The following is a 20,602-nucleotide window of genomic DNA, read 5'->3' on the forward strand; positions in this document are numbered from 1 at the left end:
GGCCGAGCCAGTAGGCCTGCTGGACGTCGGTGAGGGGGAAGGGGTCGTGCCGGCCGAGCGGGTCGGGGCGCAGTTCGAGGGCCGGGCCGGGCGCCTGGCCGGGTGCCGCGGACGCGGGGGCGTCCGCGGCGGCGGCCAGCCGCTGCGCGGTGGCGGCGACGGTCGGGGCCCGGTAGAGGTCGAGGAGGCTCAGCCGGGCGCCGAACTCCGACTGGATCCGGGTCGTCAGACGCATCGCCGCGAGGGAGGTTCCGCCGAGGGTGAAGAAGTCGTCGTCCGGAGCGATGTCGTCCACGCGCAGCACCTCCGCCCAGACGGCGGCGACGCGTCGCTCCCATGCGTCCGCCCGGCACCGGGAGCCGCCGGGCGCGTGGCTGACGGGCGCGTGGCTGACGGGCAGGTCGCGCAGCCGTCCCCGGTCCACCTTGCCGTTGGACGTCAGCGGGAACTCCTCCAGCGGGATCAGGCGCGGTGGCACGGCGTGGCCGGGAAGCACCTCGGCGAGCCGTTCGCGCACCGTGGCGGGGTCCGGGGCGGCCCCGGGGCCGGAAAGGTAGTAACCGACCAGCCGGCGTTGCCGGTCGGCTGTGCTGGGGGCGACCACGACGGCGGCGCGGACGCCCGGTACCCGGGAGAGGGCGGTCTCGATCTCACCGAGTTCCACCCGGTGGCCGGAGATCTTGACCTGGGTGTCCTCGCGGCCGAGGAACTCCAGCAGGCCGTCAGGGAGGAACCGCACGATGTCGCCGGTGCGGTACCGGCGTTCCACGGCGCCGGATCCGGTGGGGCACTCCGGGAACTTCTCCGCCGTGCGCCGCGGGTCACGCCAGTAGCCCAGCGCGACGCCCCGGCCGCCGATCTGCAGCTCGCCGGGCACCCAGTCGGGACGCGGCCTGCCGTGGTCGTCGACGACGTGCACGGTCTGGTTGTCCAGGGGCAGGCCGTAGGGGATGCTGCGCCAGGCCGGGTCGACGCGTTCCACGGGGTACCACACGGACCAGATGGACGCCTCTGTCGCGCCGCCCATGCCGATGACGCGGCAGTCGGGTGCGACCGAACGCAGCCGGCCGGGGAGGTCCAGCGGAATCCAGTCGCCGCTGAGCAGCGCCACGCGCAGGCCGGCCGGGGCGGTGGCCGCCGAGCCGTCGGCGTGCTCGGCGTACTCCACGAGGAGGCCGGCGAGGGCCGGCACGGAGTTCCATACGGTCACTCCGTGGCGTCGCATCAGGTCGGCCCAGTGGGCGGGGCTGGTGCGGCGGCCGTGCTCGGGCAGCACGACCGCCGCGCCCGCGGCCCAGGTGCCGAACAGGTCGTACACGCCGAGGTCGAAGTGGAGGGAGGACACCGCCAGCACGCGGTCGGCGGGGCCGACGCCGAAACGGCGGTTCACGGCGACGATCGTGTTGACGGCGCCCGCGTGATCGATGACGACGCCCTTGGGAACGCCGGTGGAACCGGAGGTGTGGATCACGTAGGCGAGGTCGCCGGGTGTGCAGTGCTCGCCGGGCGCGCCGCCGGAGCCGGCGGTGGTCAGACAGTCCTCCACGGCGATGACGCCGACGCCGCCGGTGCCGGGGAACGCGGCCCGTCCGGCACGTTCGACGAGGACGTGCCGGACGCCGCTGTCCTCGATCAGACGCCTGGTGCGCCGGGCGGGCTGGTCCGGGTCGAGCGGCAGGAAGGCCGCCTTGCCCTGGAGCACTCCGAGGGCGGCGACGGCCTGTTGCCATCCCTTGCGTGCGGCCACGGCGACGAGGTCACCCGGGCACACGCCCCGGTTGTGCAGAGCCCGGGCCACGGCGAGGGAGGCGTCGACGAGTTCCCGGTAGGTCAGCCGCACGGTGTCGGTGATCACCGCCGGGTCGTCGGGACGGGTGCGGGCCGTTTCGTTCACGAGGTCGTGCAGACAGGTGTCGGGGACGGGCGCCTCGGTGCGGTTGACGGCGGCCCGGCGGGCGGTCTGCCCGGCCGGCGGCTCCGGTGCCGGCAGCGCGTCCCAGTCGGGGTGCTCGGGATCGGACAGCCGGTCCAGGAAGGCCGCGTAGGCGGAGAAGGCCTCGTCGAGGAGGCCGCTCGGGAAGAGGGCGTCGACGGCGTCCCAGTTGTACTCCAGCGCACCGTCCACCTCGGCGACCTGGTGGTCCAGGCCCACCTGGGGTGTCTGGCTGACGGCGTACACCACCGGGCCGAAGGGCTGACCGGCACCCGGCTCGGCCCGCCCGGGGCGGGGGCGGGAGGTCACCAGGTTCGACGTGAAGACGACCGGGGTGACGGCCCTGGGTTCCTCACCGTGTTCCCTGAGCCATTCACGCATCACGGTGACGCCGCTGACCTGGGCGTGGTCGAGGTCGTCCCAGAGACGGCGCTGGATGCGCCGGGCGCGTCCGGCGAAGGCACCCGGCTCGCGGTGGTCGACCTCCAGGGGGATGAGGGAGGTGAAGTCACCGATGACGGCGTCCACGTCGGGGTGCTCGACGAGCCGGTCGAAGAAGGTGAGCATCAGGGTGTAGTGAGGCCGGCGGCTCCAGAGGGTCACGATCTCGGCGAAGGCGGCGAGCAGCACGCCGGACGGGGTGAGGCCGTGCCGCAGGGCCCGCTGCTTCAGCCGCGCCCAGCGCGCCGGCTCCAGGCGCGCGGCGCGGCGGTGGAACTCGGGTCGGTCGACGTCCTCGGGGGCACGGGCGAACGGGAGTTCCGGCCCGGGCGGCAGGTCGGGGAGGCGGTCGCGCCAGTAGGCGGCGGCCTGCCGGTGTTCCGTACCGTCCCGTTCGGCGGCGCGGGCGAGGACGCAGTCGCGGAAGGTCAGGGCGAGCGGCGGGAGCTCGGTGTCGGGAGCCCGGTAGACGTCGGCCAGTTCGGCCAGGAGCAGGCCGAAGCTGTGGGCGTCGCAGACCAGGGAGTCGAGGCCGATGTGCAGGAGGGTGGTGGTACCGGGCAGCAGGGAGGCCCGGACGTCGAACAGGGGCCAGCGGTCGGCGGGCAGCACTTGGTGCGACATGGCCGCGCGGGTGGCGCGCAGGGCCTCTTCGGCCTCGGCCTCCGGAAGTTCGCGCCGGTCGTATGTGACGACCTCGTAGGCGGGCACCTTCGGCAGGACGCGCTGGGTGCCGTCGGCGTCGATCACGGCCCGCAGCATGGGGTGGCGTTCGATGATCCGGTGCAGTGCGCGGGTGAAGCGCGGCACGTCGAGCCCCTGGGTCGCCATCTCCACGTAGCCGTAGGTGGAGACGTTGCCGAGTTCCACGTCGGCGGAGCGGCCGATGTAGTAGGCCTGTTGCACCTCGGTGAGCGGGAAGGGCGCGTGGTGGTCGTCGGGTGCCGTAGGCACGGGCTCCACTCCCGGGCCCGCGGTGGGAGCGTGGCGGGTCGTGGCGCTGATGCGGGCGCCCAGGGCGCGAGGGGTGGGTGCCTCGATGAGGTCGCGCAGTGCGATGCGGGCCCCGGTGCGGGCGCGCAGCCGGTGGACGGCGCGCACGGCCAGGACCGAGTGGCCGCCCAGCTCGAAGAAGTCCTCGTCGAGGCCGACGTGGCCGTCGGCGTCGGGCAGCAGGGCGCCGAAGACCTCGCACACCAGCCGGGTGGTGCGGGACGCGGAGGAGGCCGTGTCGTGGGTGTGCGCTGTTCCCGTCGGCCGACCGGCGGGGCCGGACGGGGTGGGGCGGCCCGGCCCGGGGTCCGCGGCGGCGAGTGCCGCACGGTCCAGCTTCCCGCTGGGGGTGCGCGGCAGGGCGTCGACGGCGCGCAGCCGGGAGGGTATCTCGTGTGCGGGCAGCCGGCGTGCCAGGGCGCGGCGCACCGCTGTGCGGTCGAGCGGTCCGTCGGTGATCAGCAGGGCCGCGAGGATCGGCGCGCCATCGGCGTCCAGGGCGGGATGAACGGCGGCCTCGCGGATGCCGGGCAGGGTGCACAGGGCCCTTTCGACGGCGGTGGGTTCGACGCGCATGCCACGGATCTTCAGCCGGTCGTCGGTGCGGCCGAGGTGTTCCAGGGTTCCGTCGGGGCGGCGGCGGGCCAGGTCACCGCTGCGGAAGGCGCGGGCGCCGGGCGGTCCGGCCGGGTCGGGCACGAAACGCTCGGCCGTGGCGGCGGGCCGTCCGTGGTAGCCGCGTGCCAGTCCGGCACCGCCGACGAGCAGTTCGCCCGGGACGAGATCGTCGACGTGGTGCCCTGTCGCGGGGTGCGTGACGTGCACCCGGACGCCGTCGACCGGTGTTCCGATCGGCACGACCGCGTACGGGGTGTCGGGAGCGAGTTCGGCGGCGGTGGCGTCCGCCGCGACCTCGGCGCTGCCGTAGAGGTTGAACAGCCGAGTTCCGGGAACGGCCTGCGCGAAGCGGCGCGCCAGGGTGGGGCCGGGGGCCTCGCCGCTGGTGACGCACAGGCGCAGCGGTGCGAGCCGGGTCGCCAGGTCGCGCACCGTGGCCAGGAGCGGTTCCAGCAAGGAGGGCACAGTCAGCAGCCGGGTGGCCCGCCGGGTGGCCAGGTGGTCGGCGAGGGCGGTGGGGTCGGCACCGCTGTCCGGCCCGACGATGTCCAGGCGGGCGCCCTCCAGCAGGGGCGCGAAGACCTCGGCCACGGCGTCCACGAAGCCCAGGGGGGCGCGGACGGCGCAGGTGTCGTCGGGGGCGTACGGCATCGTCCGGGCCGCCCAGCGGCAGCGGTTGACGAGGCCGGAGTGCAGGCCCACGACGCCCCTGGGCTCGCCGGTGGAACCCGAGGTGTGGATCACGTAGGCGGCCTGGGCCGGGTGGACGGGCAGGCGCAGGTCGTCCGACCGGAGCCGGTCGAGCCCGGCCCGGTGGGTGTCGAGCAGCACGGTGGGCAGGGCCGCGCGGGGACCGTCCCAGCCGGCGGCGAGCGCCTCGGTGGTGATCAGGCAGGAGGGGCGGGCGTCGCGGAGCAGGGCTGCGACGCGCCGCGCCGGGAAACCGGGGTCCAGGGGCACGAACGCGGCCCCCGCCTTGAGCACGGCCAGCATGGCCAGGACGCTTTCGGCGGAGCGCTCCAGTCGCAGCGCCACCCGGTCCTCCGGGCCGACGCCGTGCCTGCGCAGCAGACGGGCGAGGCGGTTGGCCGCGGCGTTCAGGCCGCGGTACGTCAGGTGGCGGGTGCCGTCCACGACGGCCACGGCGTCGGGGACCTCGGCGGCCCGCCGTTCGAAGATCCGGTGGACGACGGCGGTGTGGTCCGCCTCGTCGGGGGCGCCGGCGGGGCGCGCCGTACGGACCACCCCGGTCGTCGGCTCGTCCGGGGCGTCGGCGAGGGCGTCCAGGGCGGTCATCAGACGGGTGCCGAGGGCGCGCGCGGTGGCGCGGTCGAACAGGTCTCGGTCGTACTGGAGGGCGAGCTGCCAGGCGTCGTCGTGGTCGCGGAGCTCCAGCGTGAGATCGAACTCCGCTCCGCCGAGGGGGACGTCGACCGGTTCCGCACGCAGCCCGGGCAGGTCGACGGCTCCCACCGGCTGCTGCCCCACACACAGGACGTTCAGGGGACGTGCGAACGCGGCGCGGTCGCCGGTGCGCCGCAGTTCCTCCAGCAACACCTCGTACGGCAATTCCTGGTGGGCGAGGACGTTCAGGGTCTCGTCCCGCACGGCGCGCAGCAGCCGGCGGGGTGTGGGGTGGGAGCCGGTGTCCAGCCGCACGGGCAGCACGTTGGCGAAGTAGCCGACGAGACCGCTCAGTTCCGGCCGTGTGCGACCGGCGACGAGGGTGCCGACGGCCAGGTCGCGCCGGCCGGTCACGGAGGCCAGCACGGTCAGCAGCGCCGTGGTGGCGACCATGAAGGCGGTGGCGCCCTCGGCGGCGGCGACGGCCCGCAGCGCGGCGAGGCGGGGGCCGGTGACCGTCCACACCTCGGTGCCGCCGCCGGCCCGCGGGGTATCCGGCCTGGCGCGGTCCCAGGGCAGTGGGGGTACGGCGTGCTCGGCGATCCGGGGGCGCCAGAAGTCCAGCAGTCGTTCCCGGTCGGCACCGTTGGCCCGTCGGCGCTGCCAGATCGCGTAGTCGGCGTACTGGACGGGCGGTTCGGGCAGTGCGCAGGGGTGCCCGGCCAGGGCCTCTCGGTAGTGCGCGGCGAACTCTTCCACGAGCACGCCCAGCGACCAGCCGTCCGTGACCGCATGGTGCGCGGCGAGCAGCAGGACGTGCTCGCGTGGGCCGAGCCGGAACAGGACGGGGCGCAGCAGCGGTCCCGCGGCGAGGTCGTAGGGGTGCAGGGAGGCGGCGCGCAGCGCCTCGGCGAGGAGCGCTTCGGGCGGCGGGTCGCCCGCGGCGGCGGTCATGTCGATCAGGGGCAGGTCTTGCGGGGCGACGGGCCGCACGACCTGGCGGCCTTCGGCGTCGAAGACGGTCCGCAGCACCTCGTGCCGTCGCACGAGGTGGTCGACGGCGGTGCGCAGGGCGGCGGGGTTGAGCGTGCCGCGCAGCCGTACGGCGGCACCGTAGCGGTAGGCGTGCTGGCCGAGTTCGGACAACACCCACATCCGCTCCTGGCCGAAGGAGGGCGGCGCGGGACGGGCCGGGTGGGGGCGGCGCGGGATGCCGGCGCCGCTCTCCTCCTGCCGCTGCCGGAGCAACGCCTCCAGCAGCTCGCGCCGTCCGGGGGGCAGCGCCGCGATGCGGGTGCGGAGGTCGTCGGCGGTGGTGCCGTCAGACACGGACGCTCCTTTCGTGGGCGGCGCGCCCGGCCTGCCGGAAGACGTCCGTCAGGAGGATCGTCCCGGCGACCAGTTGCACGATCGGGTCGTGGACCGCGCGCCGCGCCGCGGGCAGGGCACGCAACCGGTCGAGCCAGGCCAGGACGGCCCGACGGTCGAAGAACGGACTGTCGTCGAGCGCGGCCGGGGTGATGGCGCCGCGGAGGGCGGCGAAGGCCGCCTCGTCGGCGATCGCGGGCGGTGCCATGAAGCCGCGCTTGCGGCCGCCTCGGACCTCGGCGGTGAGCAGCCGGGTGCCGACCGTGGCGCGCAGGAGGTGTTTGGTGTGGCCGTCGTGGGCGTACCACTGGGGCGGGGTGCGCCGGAGCACGTCGAAGAGCCCCTCGTCGAGGAAGGGAAGCCGGACCTCGACGCCGTGCGCGGCGTCGAGCCGTTCGGCGGTCAGGATGTAGTTCGCGAACCGGCTGCGGGCGAACAGGTACAGGGACCGGTGCAGTGGTGTGCGGTCGGCGAGCCGGTCCCCGGCCTGGGCCAGGAGGGCGGCGGCGCTGTCGTGTTCGCGGGTCAGCCGGGCGAAGTCGGGGGTGAGCAGGGCGGCGATCGGCCGGGCGACGGTCGCGTGACGTTCGACGATCCAGGAAGGGACGAAGCCGAGATCCGCCACGAGGGTGCGCAGATGGCGGGGCAGGCCGGGGGTGTCCGTCAGCTGCGCGTACGCGGCGCGGGTGCGCGCCCGCTGTGCCGGATCCAGTGTCAGGGCCAGGTCCTTGCCGAACTGCGGGTAGCCGGCGAGGACTTCGTCGCCGCCCTCCCCCGCCAGCGCGACCTTGTGGCCCGCCGCGGCGATGGCGCCCGCGTGCACGGACCGCGCCACGCCGTGCGGGTTCTCCTGGACCATCTCGCCGGCGTGCAGGGTCTGCATCAGCCGGTCGAGGTGGCCGTCGGAAGTGTGGTGGACGACCTGGTGACGGACGCCGAGGTGGTCGGCGGTGCGGCGGGCGAGGGCGCTCTCGTCGAGGCCGGAGCCCTCGAATGCCACCGTGAAGGCGGTGATGTCACGGGTACGGGCGGCCAGCGCGAGGACGGAGGAGGAGTCCAGCCCTCCGCTGAGGTGGCAGGCCAGGGGCCCGTCGACGTCCGTGCGCCGGAGCACGGCCTGGCTGAGGGCGGCCTCCACCGCGTCCAGGTGGGCGGACCGGCCCTCCTCGCGGACGTCGGCGAACTCCTCTGCGCGGGGGTAGTCGATGTCCCAGTACCCGCGCAGGCGCAGCCCGCCGGCGTCGGCGTGCAGCAGACAGCCCGGGGGGACTTGGCGCACCGCCCGTACGGGCGTGGCGTCCGGCCCCATCGCCAGGTTCAGATGATCGGCGAACGCCGCCGTGTCCCATTCGGGGGACACGCCGAGGGCCAGGAGCGCCTTGATCTCGGAGGCGATCAGCAGCCGGCGGCCCAGGCGCGCGTAGTAGAGCGGCTTCACACCGAAGCGGTCGCGCACGGCGGTCAGTTCCGCACGCCGCTCGTCCCAGACGACGAACGCGAACTCGCCGTGCAGTTCGTCCAGGGCCCGTTCGCGGTGCGCATGGAACAGGTGCAGGGCGACCTCGCTGTCGCTGCCGCTGCGCACCGCCACGCCACGGCGCCGCAGCCGCTCGCGCAGCGCACGGTGCCCGTAGAACTCGCCGTTGGCGACGATCCAGAGGCCGTCGTCGGCGACGCCCATGGGCTGGGTCCCGCCCGCGGGGTCGTTGACGGCCAGGCGGGTGTGGCCCAGCACGGCCCGTCCCGTCGGTGAGACCCACACCCCCTCGCCGTCCGGCCCCCTCGGACGCAGCACCCGCAGGGCGGGAGCCACGGCGCCCGCGCCGAGCGAGCCGCCGAAGTCCACCGCGGCGACTATTCCGCACACGGCGTCATCCTTCGCTCCGGTCGTCGACGTCCGGCCGGGCGGTGCCCAGGGCGAGCAGCAGCGCACCGTCCGGGCCGTCGTTCCGCGTCTCCCGGCGCAAGGCGGCCTCGTACGTCACACACCCGTCCGCGGGCCAGGGGTGGGCGCGCCCGTCGAGCCGGAGGCGGACACCTGACGTGCCGGAGAGGGGGAGCAGGGTGGTCGACCGCAGCGGGGAGCCGCCGGAGGTGGCGGCGTCACTGCCGGCGGGCCACCATTCGAGGACCGCGGTCCCGTCCCGGGCCGCGCCGATCTCGGGGATCGCGGCGAGCACGTCCAGGGTGGCCGGAAAGTGGGCCTCGCTGCCGGTTGCGGGCCGCCCGTCCGTCCACAACGGCAGCGTGCGGGGGGCCGCGCCGGGTGCGACGCGGTCGCGCCAGGCGGTCGCCTCGGCCGCCATCCGGGCTCGGGACGCCGCCAGCCGGCCGGCGAACCAGGGATCGGGCAGCACGGTCGCGGGCGCCGCGGTACGGACGGGGACCAGGCCGGCCGTGCCGGGCACGGCGGGGCCCGCGGGCGGGGCGCCGGAGCCCTGCCGTGGCCCCGGAGCCATCACCCGGCGCAGCCGTTCGGCCTCGGCGGCGCGCTGCGACTCGGTGGCGAGGAACAGGGCGTGATCGGCGAAGGACTTCTCACGGGTCACCCGATGACGTTGGTAGGTCTCGTCGAAGGGGGCCTTGTAGTCCTGGTAGTGGCGATGCTCCACGAACACCCCCGGCACCGGGTGGCAGCGCTCCAGGCGCAGGGCGATGTCGAAGACCCACCGTTCCACCTCCCACTGCTGGAAGACGGTCGGGGTGAAGTAGCCGAGGGTGTCGTACCAGGTGCGGGTGACGATCGGGAAGTCGCGCCCCCCGTCGGTGTACTGGCCGTCGTCGAAGTACAGGCACAGCACGTCGTCGCCGTGCAGGGCGGTCAGCTGCGTCACCCGGTTGTCCAGGGTGGTGTCCCAGCCGTGGTCGACGTAGAGCTGGTCGTCGTTGGCCATCATCAGCAGATCGCCCCTGGCCCGCGCGGCGAGCGCGTTCCATGCCTGCGGCACGCCCTCGGGGGGACCCACGACCAGCCGGCACGCACCCAGACCCGGCCAGATTCTCGCGGTGCGGGCGAACATCCGGCGGTACCCGGGCAGCGCGGGGTCGTCCTCGTCGACGTAGACCATCACCTCGACCCGGCCGGGCTTGACGGCGGTGCGGTGGACGCTGCGCAGGAAGGAGCCCAGGTTGCCGACGCGGCCCCGGCTCGGGCACAGCAGGGACAGCGCGCGGTCGGGTCCGGCGTGCGGCACCGGACGGTGCGTCAGCCGGGACCAGTGGCGCCGGGGTTCGAGCCGCAGCCAGTAGGTGAGGTCGCGGCGCACGGCGAGTGTGGTGTTGACGACGTCGAGGACCGGGCTGTGCCCTCCCTGGTCGCGCAACAGGGCGGTCGCCAGATCCTGGAGGCTCCTGTCACGCCGGCCCGGCAGATGGCCGAGCAGCAGCCGGGCGAGCGTCCGGTCCGGGCGTGTGCCGTCGTGGTCAGACACCGGCTCGGGTCCTCTCCCCCGCCACCCGCTCGGCGACCCAGTGGTAGGTCTCGCGGATGCCCTCCGCCAGCGGAACGCCGGGAGCCCAGCCGAGCAACTCGCGGCACAGAGTGTTGTCGGAGCTGCGGCCCAGCGGTCCCACCGGCTGGTGCGGCGCGAAGCTCATCGCGACCTCCTTGCCCGCGGCGTCCGCGATCAGGCGTACGGCGTCCGCGATGGTGACGCGTTCGTCCGAGCCGATGTTCAGCGGCACGGTGACACCGGAGGCGGCGAGGCGCGTCAGGCCCTCCACGCAGTCGTCGACGTGACAGAACGAGCGGGTCTGCGTCCCGTCGCCCCACACCTCGATCGTCCCGGCGTCCCCGTCGATGGCGGCGACCTTGGCGCACAGCGCCATCAGTGCCTTCGCACGCGGGCCCGACCAGGCGGCACCCGGCCCGTACACGGTGTGCAGTCGTGCGACCTTGATGTCCATCCCGTAGGCGTCGCGGTAGGTCTCGCACAGCATCTCGCCGGTGAGCTTCTCCCAGCCGTACGACATGTCGGGGTCCGCGGGGAAGACCTGGTCCTCACGCAGGGCGGGGCTGTCCGGACGGGTCTGCAGATAGCGGGGGTAGACGCAGGCCGAAGAGGCGTAGACCAGCGTGGTGACGCCTGCGGCCCGGGCCGCCTCGACGGTCTGGGTGGTGATGAGGAGGTTGTCCCGGAGAATCTCGGCGGGAGCGTGGTGGGTCCAGCCTATGCCGCCCATGTTGGCGGCGAGGGCGAACACCACGTCGGTTCCCTCGACGGCCCGCCGGCACTGCTCCGCGTCGCGCAGGTCGGCCTGGACGAACTCGTCGGCGGGCGCGGGACGGCGGCCCGCGGCCCGCACCCGGTGACCGTCGCGGCGCAGCCGTTCGACGAGCCGGCCCGCGATGAAGCCGGAGGCTCCGGTGACCAGAACACGGGTCATGTCCCGCCCTCTCGTGCGTCGTGGTCCGCCGGACGCCGGCGCGCCGCGCCGAGCAGGTCCCGTGCCTTGGCGCGGCGGGCGAGGACGGCCCGGTCGCGGGCGGCGGCGAAGCGGTCCGCCAGCGCGGCACGCACCCTGGCGGGAGCAGGCGCGGCCCCCGTGACCAGCAGCTGCGCGCAGGCGCGCAGGTCCCCGACGATTTCGTCCGCCTGTGCGGCGGAGACCTTCGTGGCGTCGTGCCGCAGCCGTACGACCAGGCCCTTGTGCGTCGCCACCTCGACGACCAGGGGGTAACCCTCGTCGACGACGACGTCGACGTGGTCGACGACCAGTCCGGCGACCCTGGTGCCCGGCACCAGCCAGGTGGGGAAGTTCTCGACCACGAGCAGGGAGTCGAACAGCCGGTCGTACCCCGACCGGCGCAGCACCCGGCTCAGCGCGGTGCCCGAGAAGCGCCGGGACTCGGCCAGCCGGCTCTGCAGTGCCCGCAGCCACTCCCCCGCCGTAGCTCCCTCGTCGGTCACCCGGGTGAGCAGGGTGTTGACGAACATCCCGACGCGTTCCCCGGCACCGGGCAGGGCCGGGTCGCGACCGGACACCGTCAGTCCGAACAGGGCCTCGTCGGCGCCGGTCCGAGCGGCGGCCACCATGCCCCAGCAGGCGGTGACGACGGTGGCGACGGTCACACCGGTGCCGGCCGCGAACGCCTCCAGGGCGGTGACGAGGTCGGCCGGCCAGACATCGGTGGCCACCGCACGGCCCTGGTCCTGCGGCTCCTCTGTCTCGTCCCGCTCCGGTACCAGCAGGGTCGGCCGCGCCCCGGCGAGCAGACCGCGCCAGTGGTCCTCCTCCTCGGCCGCCGGTACCGGGGTGAGGGGCGTCTCGGGGGCGGGGGCGGCCTGGACGAGCGGTGTGGCCGAGTCCTGGAGGGTGCCGGCGACGAGGCCGGCATAGTGCTCCAGGACGTCACGCAGCACGATCTGCTGCGACCAGCCGTCCAGGACCAGGTGGTGGTGCGTCCACACCATGCGGTGCCGGTCCTCGGCCTCCCGGAACACGCCGACGCGGGACAGGGGCGGGCGTTCCAGGTCGAAGCCGGCCGCGCGGTCGCGGCGCAGGTGCTCGGCGAGGGCGGCCTGTGCGTCGCGGCCGCGCCAGTCCTCCTCGGTCCAGGGCAGGATCGCCGTGGGGGCGATCCATCGGCGCGGCCCGTCCGGTCCGCTCAGCCTGAACGCGGTGCGCAGGGCGGGCTGCCGGGCGAGCACCGTCTCCCAGGCGCTGCGCAGCAGCGGCAGGTCGACCGCCCCGGTGACCAGGCAGTGGGCCTGGACCAGGTAGCCGTCCCGGTGCCGGCCCGATGCCAGCGAGTGGTAGAGGATGCCCTCCTGGAGAGGTGTGAGAGGCAGGCCGCCGACGGGTTCGGCGGCGACGGGTGCCGGCCGGGCCGAGGACGGGACGTCGCGGAGCCGGTCCTCGGTCAGGGCGAGTCCTGCGATGGTACGGGCCTCGAACAGGTCCCGCGCCGAGATGTCGAGACCGGCTTCGGCCGCGCGCGCGACGATGACGATGGCCAGCACCGAGTCGCCGCCCAGGGCGAAGTAGTCGTCCGTCACCCCGACGTGCGGCACGGCCAGCGCCTCGGCCCAGATGCCGGCCAGCACGGCCTCGGCGGCATGGCGCGGCGGAATGTGGTGGCCGGCGTCGGGCTGCGTGCCGGGCACCTCGTCGGCGAGCCAGAGGCCGAGCAGTTCCTCCTGCTCCCGGGTCAGTGCCGCGTCGTCGTGGCTCATGTCCGGCTCCGTCCGCCGCGCCGGGCGGCCCGTGCGGCAGCGAGCCGGCTGCGCACCTCGTCCGAACTCATCTGCCGTACGCGCTCCAGCAGTTCGTCGCGGCGCTGCTCGGGCGACGGCAGCATGGCGCGGTCCACCTTTCCGTTCGGTGTGTACGGCAGTTCCGGCAGCGGGACATACCGGTGCGGAACCAGGTACGCGGGCAGCCTAACCGACAACCAGTTCATGATCGAATTCCCGTTCGGGCCCTGACCCACCGTCACCGGCACTACGTACGCCACGAGTTGGCGCCCCACGAGGGCGACGGCCGCGGCACGGATGCCGGGGTGGGCACGCAGGGCCGCCTCGATCTCACCGGGCTCCACCCGGTGGCCGGCGACCTTGATCTGATCGTCGTGGCGTCCGTGGAAGACGTGCAGCCCGTCGTGGCGGCGGGAGACCAGGTCGCCGGTGCCGTAGGCGCGGGCCCCGGAACGCAACGAGACGGGGTCGGGCACGAACGCCGCGGCGGTGGCGGCGGGCCGGCCCAGATAGCCGCGGGTCACCCCGCGACCGCCGACGTGCAGTTCGCCCACGGCGTGTGCGGAGGCAGGCAGCCGGGCGCGCATCACGGTCAGCGTCGCGCCCGCCGCGGCGACGCCGATGGGGACGCGCGAGTCCGCCGGCGCGTCGGCACAACGGTGCACGGCACAGCCGACGACCGTCTCGGTGGGTCCGTACTCGTTGAAGACGGTGGCCGAGGGAGCCACGCGGCGCCAGGCGTGCACGGTGCTCGGAGACAGTTGCTCGCCGCCGACCACGACGGCGCGCAGCGCCGGCGCACCGCGCGGGCCGATCTGCTCGGCCAGGGCGTCGGCGTGCGCGGGAGTGACCTTCAGCAGGGTGTGCAGACCGGCGCGCAGGGCACGGCCGGTGGCGGCCGGGTCGTCGGAGCGCAGCAGGTCGACTGCGCCACCGGTGGTGAGGGGGGCCAGCAGGGTGGTGACGGTGAGGTCGAAGGAGAGCGGGGAGTGCACCAGTGACCGGGTGCCGGCGTCGATGCCGTACTCCTGGACGGCCCAGCGCAGGTAACCCGCCAGACCCCGGTGCGGTACGCCGATGCCCTTGGGGCGGCCCGTGGAGCCGGAGGTGAACATCACGGTGGCCAGGGCTTCCGGGTGTACGGAGGGCTCGTCGCCGCACCCGGCCGGCGCGGGGGCGTCGGTACGCAGGACGGCTACGTCGGCGGGCAGCCGTCCGACACGTTCGCCGGGTGCGGCCAGGTACAGCCGCGCGCCGGCGTCGCCCAGGAGGTCCGCGACGCGCGCGGCGGGCCATCGGGGATCGACGGGCAGACAGGCCGCACCCGCGCGCAGAACGGCCAGCAGGGCGACGACGGTCTCCGGGCGCCGGATGCCGTGCAGCGCGACCACGTCCTCCGGGCCCACGCCCCGGTCGCGCAGCGCGGAGGCGAGCCGGCCGGACGCGGCCCACAGTCCCGCGTAGCTGAGCTGGTCGCGGCCGTCGCTCACGGCCGTGCGGTCGGGATGACGCCGGGCGGCGGCTTCGACGAGCCGGTGGACGGGCACGAACGCGGGCTCGTCGGCGGGTCCTTGCGGGGCGGGGAGCAGACCGGCGTCCCAGCGGGCCCGGGGGTCCGCGGCCAGGGCGGTGAGGGCGTCGGCGTAGGACTCGGCGAGGGCGGCGGTCTGCTCTTCGGAGAATTCGCGGGGATCGTGTTCGAGCAGCATCCTGAGCCGGCCCGTGCCCGCCTCGACGTTGGCATGGGCGGTGAGCGGGACGTACGTCTGGTCCGGAGCCCGGACGCTGGCCGGATCGAGGGCCGCCTCGGCGGGCACCTGTTCGTAGAGGTGGAAGTGGGTGTAGACGAACAGCGTGTCGAAGAGCCGGGCGGCGCCGTGCTCGCGTTCGAGCCGGGCCAGCGGATAGCGGCGGTGGGGCAGGATCTCGCGTTCAGCCGTGTGGGCGGCGCGCACCAGTTCCGCCCAGGTGCCGGACCGCATGGGCAGGCGCAGGGGGACGATGTTGTTGAAGAGCCCCACCACGCGGTCCCCGTCAGGGCCTTCGGGACGGCCGTTGGTCTCCAGACCGGTGGTCACGTCCTCGGTGCCGGCGGTCACCCGGACCACCCTCAGGTGCGCGGCGAGCAGCACCGACTTGAGCGGGACTCCCAGCTCCCGGGCCACCGCATGCAGTCGTTCGGTGACCCGGTCGTCCACGGGCAGCACCGAGCGCCGCACCCGAGCGGGGCCGGAGCGGGGCACCGGTTCCCAGCGGGGCAGGCGGCAGGGGACGGCACCGGCGAGCGTACGGGTCCAGAAGTCACGGTGCTCCGGCTCCTCCAGGGCACGGCGCTCAAGGGCGACGAAGTCCGCGTAGCCGAGCCGTGGCGCGGCTGCCCCGGGGGAACCGGGCCGGGCGGCCTCGCCGAGGACCTCGGTCACCACGGTGGCCGTGCACCAGCCGTCGAGGCCGAAGCTGCTGACCGTGAAGTGGTGGTGGTCGCCGACGTCGTGTGCGGTGAACCGGATCAGCGGCCCGCGCGAGGTGTCGAAGGGCCGTCCACGCTCCTCCTCCAGCCAGGAAGCCAGGTCCGCTTCGGCCGCCGCCGGGTCGAGGCCGGTCAGGTCGCGCACGGTGAGGGGGCAGTCCAAGTGCGGATGGACCAGCTGGAGGGGTTCGGGGCGGGCGGCCGGGTCGAAGGAGGAGCGGAGATAGCCGTGCCGGCGCATCAGCCGTCGGACCGCGGTGCGCAGGGCGTCGGCGTCCAGGGGACGGTTCACGGTCACGGTGGTCGTGTAGACCTCGTACCCCGGATGGTGTGCCTGCTGGAACAGCAGGGCGCGCTGCGCCATCGACAGCGGATAGGCGTCCTCGACGTGGGCGGGGCGCGGCCCCGGGCACAGGGCGAAGGGCTCGGTCGCGGCCGGAGGGGGCGCGTCCGTCGTGGCGGCGTGCCGGGCGAGAGCGGCAACGGTCGGGTGGTCGTAGAGGTCGCCGACCGAGAAGGCGATTCCCTCGCGTTGCGCGGTGCCCACGGCCCGCAGCGCGGTGAGGGAGTCACCGCCGAGGAGGAAGAAGTCGTCGTCCGCGCCGACGGCCTCGACGGACAGCACGCGCTCCCACAGCGACGCGATACGGCGCTCCAGTTCGGTGCGCGGCGGGCGGCCGGCGTCACCGGTGCGCGCCGGGCGGCTCGGAGTCAGGGGCAGCCTGCCCCGGTCGAGTTTGCCGGTGCTGTTCAGCGGCAGCGCCGCCAGGGCCTGCACCAGGCTGGGGACCAGGTAGGACGGCAGGGTCTCGCGCAGTGCGCGGCGCACGGCCTCGGCGGTGCGTGCCGGGTCGTCGTCCTCCGCGCCGGCGGTGGGGACGACATAGCCGAGGAGGTCACCGCCGTGGACGGTGACGGCGGCATCCCGGACGAACGGCAGGGCGCGCAGGGCCTCGGTGACCTCGCCGAGGGTCACCCGGTTGCCGGAGATCTTCACCTGGTCGTCGGCGCGGCCGTGGAACTCCAGGGCGCCGTCGGGCCGCCACCGGGCGAGGTCTCCGGAGGCGTACAGTCTGGCGCCCGGTTCGTCGGCGTACGGGTCCGGGCGGAAGGCGCGGGCGGTGGCGGCCGGGGCGCCGAGGTAGCCCCGGGCAGGGGCGGTTCCGCCGATCCACAGCGGTCCCACGGCCGGCGGCACGGCGGGTCGGCCGTAGGCGTCCAGAACCCTGATCACGGTGTTCGCGAGGGGCCTGCCGATGGGCACCGGGCCGCGCTCCCCCGGCTCCCGGTGCCAGGCGGTGACGTCGATCGACGCCTCGGTGGGTCCGTACAGGTTGTGGAGCCGCGCGGTGAAGCGGTCGTGGAAGCGGCGGGCGAGGCTCTCGGACAGTACCTCGCCGCTGCAGAGCACCTGGCGCAGCGTCCGGGCGTTGTACGGGCGGCGCTCGGGCGCGTGCGCGTCGAGGAAGCCGGCCAGGACCGAGGGGACGAAATGCGTCGTGGTGACCTGGTGACGGTCCATCAGGTCACGCAGCCGCGCGGCGTCCCGGTGGGCCCCGGGCGGTGCGACGACCAAGGTGGCGCCGGTGGTGAGCGGCCACATCAGCTCCCACAGGGAGACGTCGAACGTGACCGGCGTCTTGTGCAGGACGCGCTCGTCCGCGCGCGGGGCGAAGGCCTCGTCCATCCAGGCGACGCGGTTGGCGAGCCCGCCGTGGGTGAGGACCACGCCCTTGGGTCGCCCGGTGGAGCCGGAGGTGTAGAGCACGCAGGCGGCGGCCTGGGGGTGGGGCGCGTCGAGGGGCTCGCGGTGCGGGCCGGCCGGAGCGGGCCCGCCGTCCGCCGGGTCGAGCGCTACGGGAGCCAGCGAGCGGGCGGCGGACCCGTGGTGGGCGAGCACGGCGCGGGCATCGCTGTCCTCGGCGATCAGAGCCCACCGGGCGGGCGGGTCGTCCGGGCCGACCGGGACGGGGACCGCGCCGGCGCGCCAGGCCGCCAGGTAGGCGACGGGCAACCACACGTCACGGGGCAGGGCGACGAGGACCCGGTCCTCGGCACCGATGCCGTGGTCCCGCAGCCGGGCGGCGAGCGCAGCCGTGGCACGCTCCAGGGCGGCATAGCTGAGGGTGTGCGCGACACCGGCCGCTTCCTCGGTGGTGACGGCGGCGGCGTCGGGCACCCGCGCGGCCTGACGGGCCACCCGCAGGTGCAGCGCGTCGGCCGGGGACCGGTCACGCAACGGCCCGTACTGCGCGCTGCGCAGCCGGCGGGCCTGCGCCGGACCGAGGACCGGATGGCGCACCAGGGGGCGTTCGGGGCGGGAGGCGCACTCGCGCAGGAGAGTGGTGAGGCGTGCGCCCAAAAGGTCCACGGTGGCGGTGTCGAACAGGTCGGTGTCGTACTCCCAGACACCGACGAGTTCGTTGCCGACCTCGGCCATGGACAGGACGAGGTCGAACTGCGCGCCACCGGTCTCCACCGGCACGGTGTGCAGCGTGTGCCCGTTCAGGCGGAGCGTACCCGGCACGTTCAGGGCCAGCGTGCGGAAGCCGTCGTCGGCGTCGCCCTGTTCGCGGTGCATCACGAACAGGGTGCGCACCAGCGGCGCATGCGCCGTGGAACGGGCGGGCCGCAGCGCCGCGACCAGTTCGGGGAACGGCACGGCGTGGTCCAGGGCCTCCAGGACTCCTGCGCGGGTGCGTTCGAGGAAGGCGGTGAAGTCGTCGCCGGGGGCGCGCCGGGAGCGTATGGGCAGGGTGTCGACCAGGTGTCCGACGAGGTCGGCCGTGGCGCCGTGCCGGCGGTCGGCGGCGAGCATGCCGGCGACGATGTCGTCCTGCCCGGTGCAGTCGTGCAGCAGGGCGAGGTGGGCGGCGAACAGCGCCTGGAAGAGGGTGGCGCCCTGGGCACGGGCCAGTGCGCGCAAGGTGGTGAGCGTGTCGGCGGGCAGCCGGAAGACGGTTCGGGCGCCCTTGAAGGAGCGGTGCGCGCCACGCGGCCGGTCGGGGGGCAGCGCGGCGGCGCGGTCGGTGGTGCCGAGGACGCCACGCCAGTGCGCCCACAGCCGGTCGCGGTCCGTCTCCAGGGTGTGCTGCCGGGCCTCGGTGTACGCGGCGAAGTCCGCCTCGGAACGGTGGCTCGGAGGCGCCGTGGTGGTGCCCGTCCCGTCATAGGGGGCGAACAGCTCCCGCAGGATCGTCACCAACGACCAGAAGTCCGCGACGAGATGGTGGGCGTTGAGCAGCAGGACGCCGTCTCCGGGGCCCCGCCGGAACCAGGTGAACCGCACCGGCGGGGTGTCGTCGAGGGCGAACGGCGCGACGGCCGCGCGCTGGAGGGTCTGGGCGAAAGCGGCTTCGGACATCTCGGCCGCGTCCATGCACACCAGACGCGGTCCCGTGGGCAGCACCCGGTTGACGGGTTCGCCGCCCCGGTCGGGGAAGCAGGTGCGGAGCAGGGCGTGGCGGGCGACGACCCGGTCCACCGCGGCCGCCAGCCGGGTCTCGTCGAGCGGTCCTTCGACGCGCAGCGCCCGGGCCAGGTGGTACGCGGTGTTGCCGGGTACCGCATGGTGTTCGAACCAGAGGGCGCGCTGTCCCGGGGAGAGCGGGAACTCCCGGACGCCGGAGCCGGGAACGCCGTCGGCGGAGGACGGAGTGCGTGCCCCGGGGTCGGGGGGCAGGGCCCGCAGGATGCTTTCGGCGACGTCCGTGACCGACGCGTCGCCGATGAGCGCGGCCGGCGGCAGCACCACGTCGTAGCGGTTCTCCAGGTCCTGGTGCAGTTGCAGGGCCGCCAGCGAGTCCATGCCCGCCGCGACCAGGGTGGCCGCCGGGTCGCCCGCCCCCGGCGCGACGCCGGCCGCTCCCAGGAGCGCATGGGACAGCAGGTCCCGCGCCCGCTCGCGCGTCACCGAGCGCAGGGTTGCCGGCGTGGGCCAGTCGGGGGCGGTCGACGAGTCCGGAGGCAAGGAGCGGGTGAACGTGGCCACCACGGGCAGCGCGCCCTCGCCGTGGCGCTGCCGGCACCACTGGCGGCGGACCTTTCCGCTGGTCGTCTTGCGGACCGTCCCCCTGGGCACGAAGGCGATCTCGTCGATCTCCACACCGTGCTCGGCGAGGACGGCGGCACGGACCGCGGCGGCCGCCTCGGCGGCGGCGTCGGGGTCCGCGCCGTCGCGGAACTCGCAGAGCAGCACCACGTGTTCGCGGCCGCCCCGGTCCAGGGAGAAGGCGGCGCTGCAGGAGGGCCGCAGCAGCGGGTGCGCGCGTTCGGCCGTCCACTCCACGTCCTGGGGATGGTGGTTGCGCCCGCGCACGACGATCAGGTCCTTGTGCCGGCCGGTGACGTACAGCTCCCCGTCGACCAGCGCGCCCAGGTCGCCGGTGCGCAGATGACGAGGTCCGTCGGCCTCCAGCCGCGCGTTGAGCGTCCGCGACTCCTCGGGCCGGCGCCAGTACGCGCGTGCCACGCTGGGACTGTCCACCCAGATCTCGCCGATCTGCCCGTCGGCGCACGCGCGGCCGGTGGAGGTGGCGACGATGCGGATGTCGGTGTCGGGCACCGCCCGGCCGCTGCTGACCAGCGGCACGGAGGCCGCACCCGGCGCGGCGGGGCGCACCCTGCCGGCGCCCAGCGCGACGGCGTCGGCGTGCAGGACGCGGGCCGGGGAGTCCTTGGGGGTGCCGCTCACGATCAGGGTCGCCTCGGCGAGGCCGAAGCACGGGAAGGCCGCCTCGGCGCGCAGTCCGTGCCGCGCGAAGCGCCGCTGGAAGCGGGCCAGGGTGTCCGCCCGCACCGGCTCGGCGCCGTTGTACGCGACGCGCCAGCTGCTCAGCTCCAGGCCTTCGGTGTCCTCGGGGCGGATGCGCTCGGCGCACAGTTCGTACGCGAAGTTGGGACCGCCGCTGGTGTGGGCGCGGTACCGGGAGATGGCATGCAGCCAGCGGGCGGGCTTGCGCAGGAACGCCTCGGGAGGCATGAGCACCCCGCACGCGCCCAGGTACAGCGGCTGCAGGACGTTGGCGACCATGCCCATGTCGTGGAAGAGCGGCAGCCATCCCACGAGAGTCGACTCGGCGTCGTGCCCGCACGCCTCGGCGATCATCCGTTCGTTCGCCATGAGGTTGGCGTGTGTGATGACGACGCCGCGCGGCTCACGTGTGGAGCCGGAGGTGTACTGGAGGAATGCCGGGGCGTCGGCGTCGGGCCGGTGCGCGGACACGGTGGCACCGCCAC

Annotated in this window: 6 protein-coding genes; all 6 read right to left on the bottom strand. The window is 74.8% G+C overall.

What is annotated here, in order from left to right; translation table 11 throughout:
- Positions 1-6,658 (bottom strand): non-ribosomal peptide synthetase (locus tag EBH09_RS04525; protein WP_121745679.1); only part of this gene is annotated, 6,658 nt, incomplete at its 3' end.
- Positions 6,651-8,564, bottom strand: a complete 1,914-nt coding sequence (asnB, locus tag EBH09_RS04530) for an asparagine synthase (glutamine-hydrolyzing) (protein WP_121746240.1) — start codon at positions 8,562-8,564, stop codon at positions 6,651-6,653. The genes EBH09_RS04525 and asnB, both read right to left, overlap by 8 nt.
- Positions 8,565-8,568: 4 nt before the next feature.
- Positions 8,569-10,128, bottom strand: coding sequence for a hypothetical protein (locus tag EBH09_RS04535; protein WP_121745680.1), 1,560 nt, complete (start codon positions 10,126-10,128; stop codon positions 8,569-8,571).
- Complete coding sequence (locus EBH09_RS04540) at positions 10,121-11,083, bottom strand: NAD-dependent epimerase/dehydratase family protein (protein WP_121745681.1); 963 nt, start codon at positions 11,081-11,083, stop codon at positions 10,121-10,123. The genes EBH09_RS04535 and EBH09_RS04540 overlap by 8 nt, the downstream gene beginning before the upstream one ends.
- Entirely contained in the window at positions 11,080-12,873 is a 1,794-nt protein-coding gene (locus EBH09_RS04545; protein WP_121745682.1) for a condensation domain-containing protein, read from the bottom strand. The genes EBH09_RS04540 and EBH09_RS04545 overlap by 4 nt, the downstream gene beginning before the upstream one ends.
- A partial coding sequence (locus EBH09_RS04550; protein WP_121745683.1) for a non-ribosomal peptide synthetase occupies positions 12,870-20,602 on the bottom strand: 7,733 nt, incomplete at its 5' end. The genes EBH09_RS04550 and EBH09_RS04545, both read right to left, overlap by 4 nt.

This window comes from Streptomyces sp. E2N166, assembly GCF_003671715.1.
Lineage (GTDB): Bacteria > Actinomycetota > Actinomycetes > Streptomycetales > Streptomycetaceae > Streptomyces > Streptomyces thinghirensis.

What these genes read in the sequence shown, in the direction of transcription:
- EBH09_RS04540 (WP_121745681.1), bottom strand. Translation starts at nt 11,083, where the DNA reads ATGACCCGTGTTCTGGTCACCGGAGCCTCCGGCTTCATCGCGGGCCGG.
- EBH09_RS04545 (WP_121745682.1), bottom strand. Translation starts at nt 12,873, where the DNA reads ATGAGCCACGACGACGCGGCACTGACCCGGGAGCAGGAGGAACTGCTC.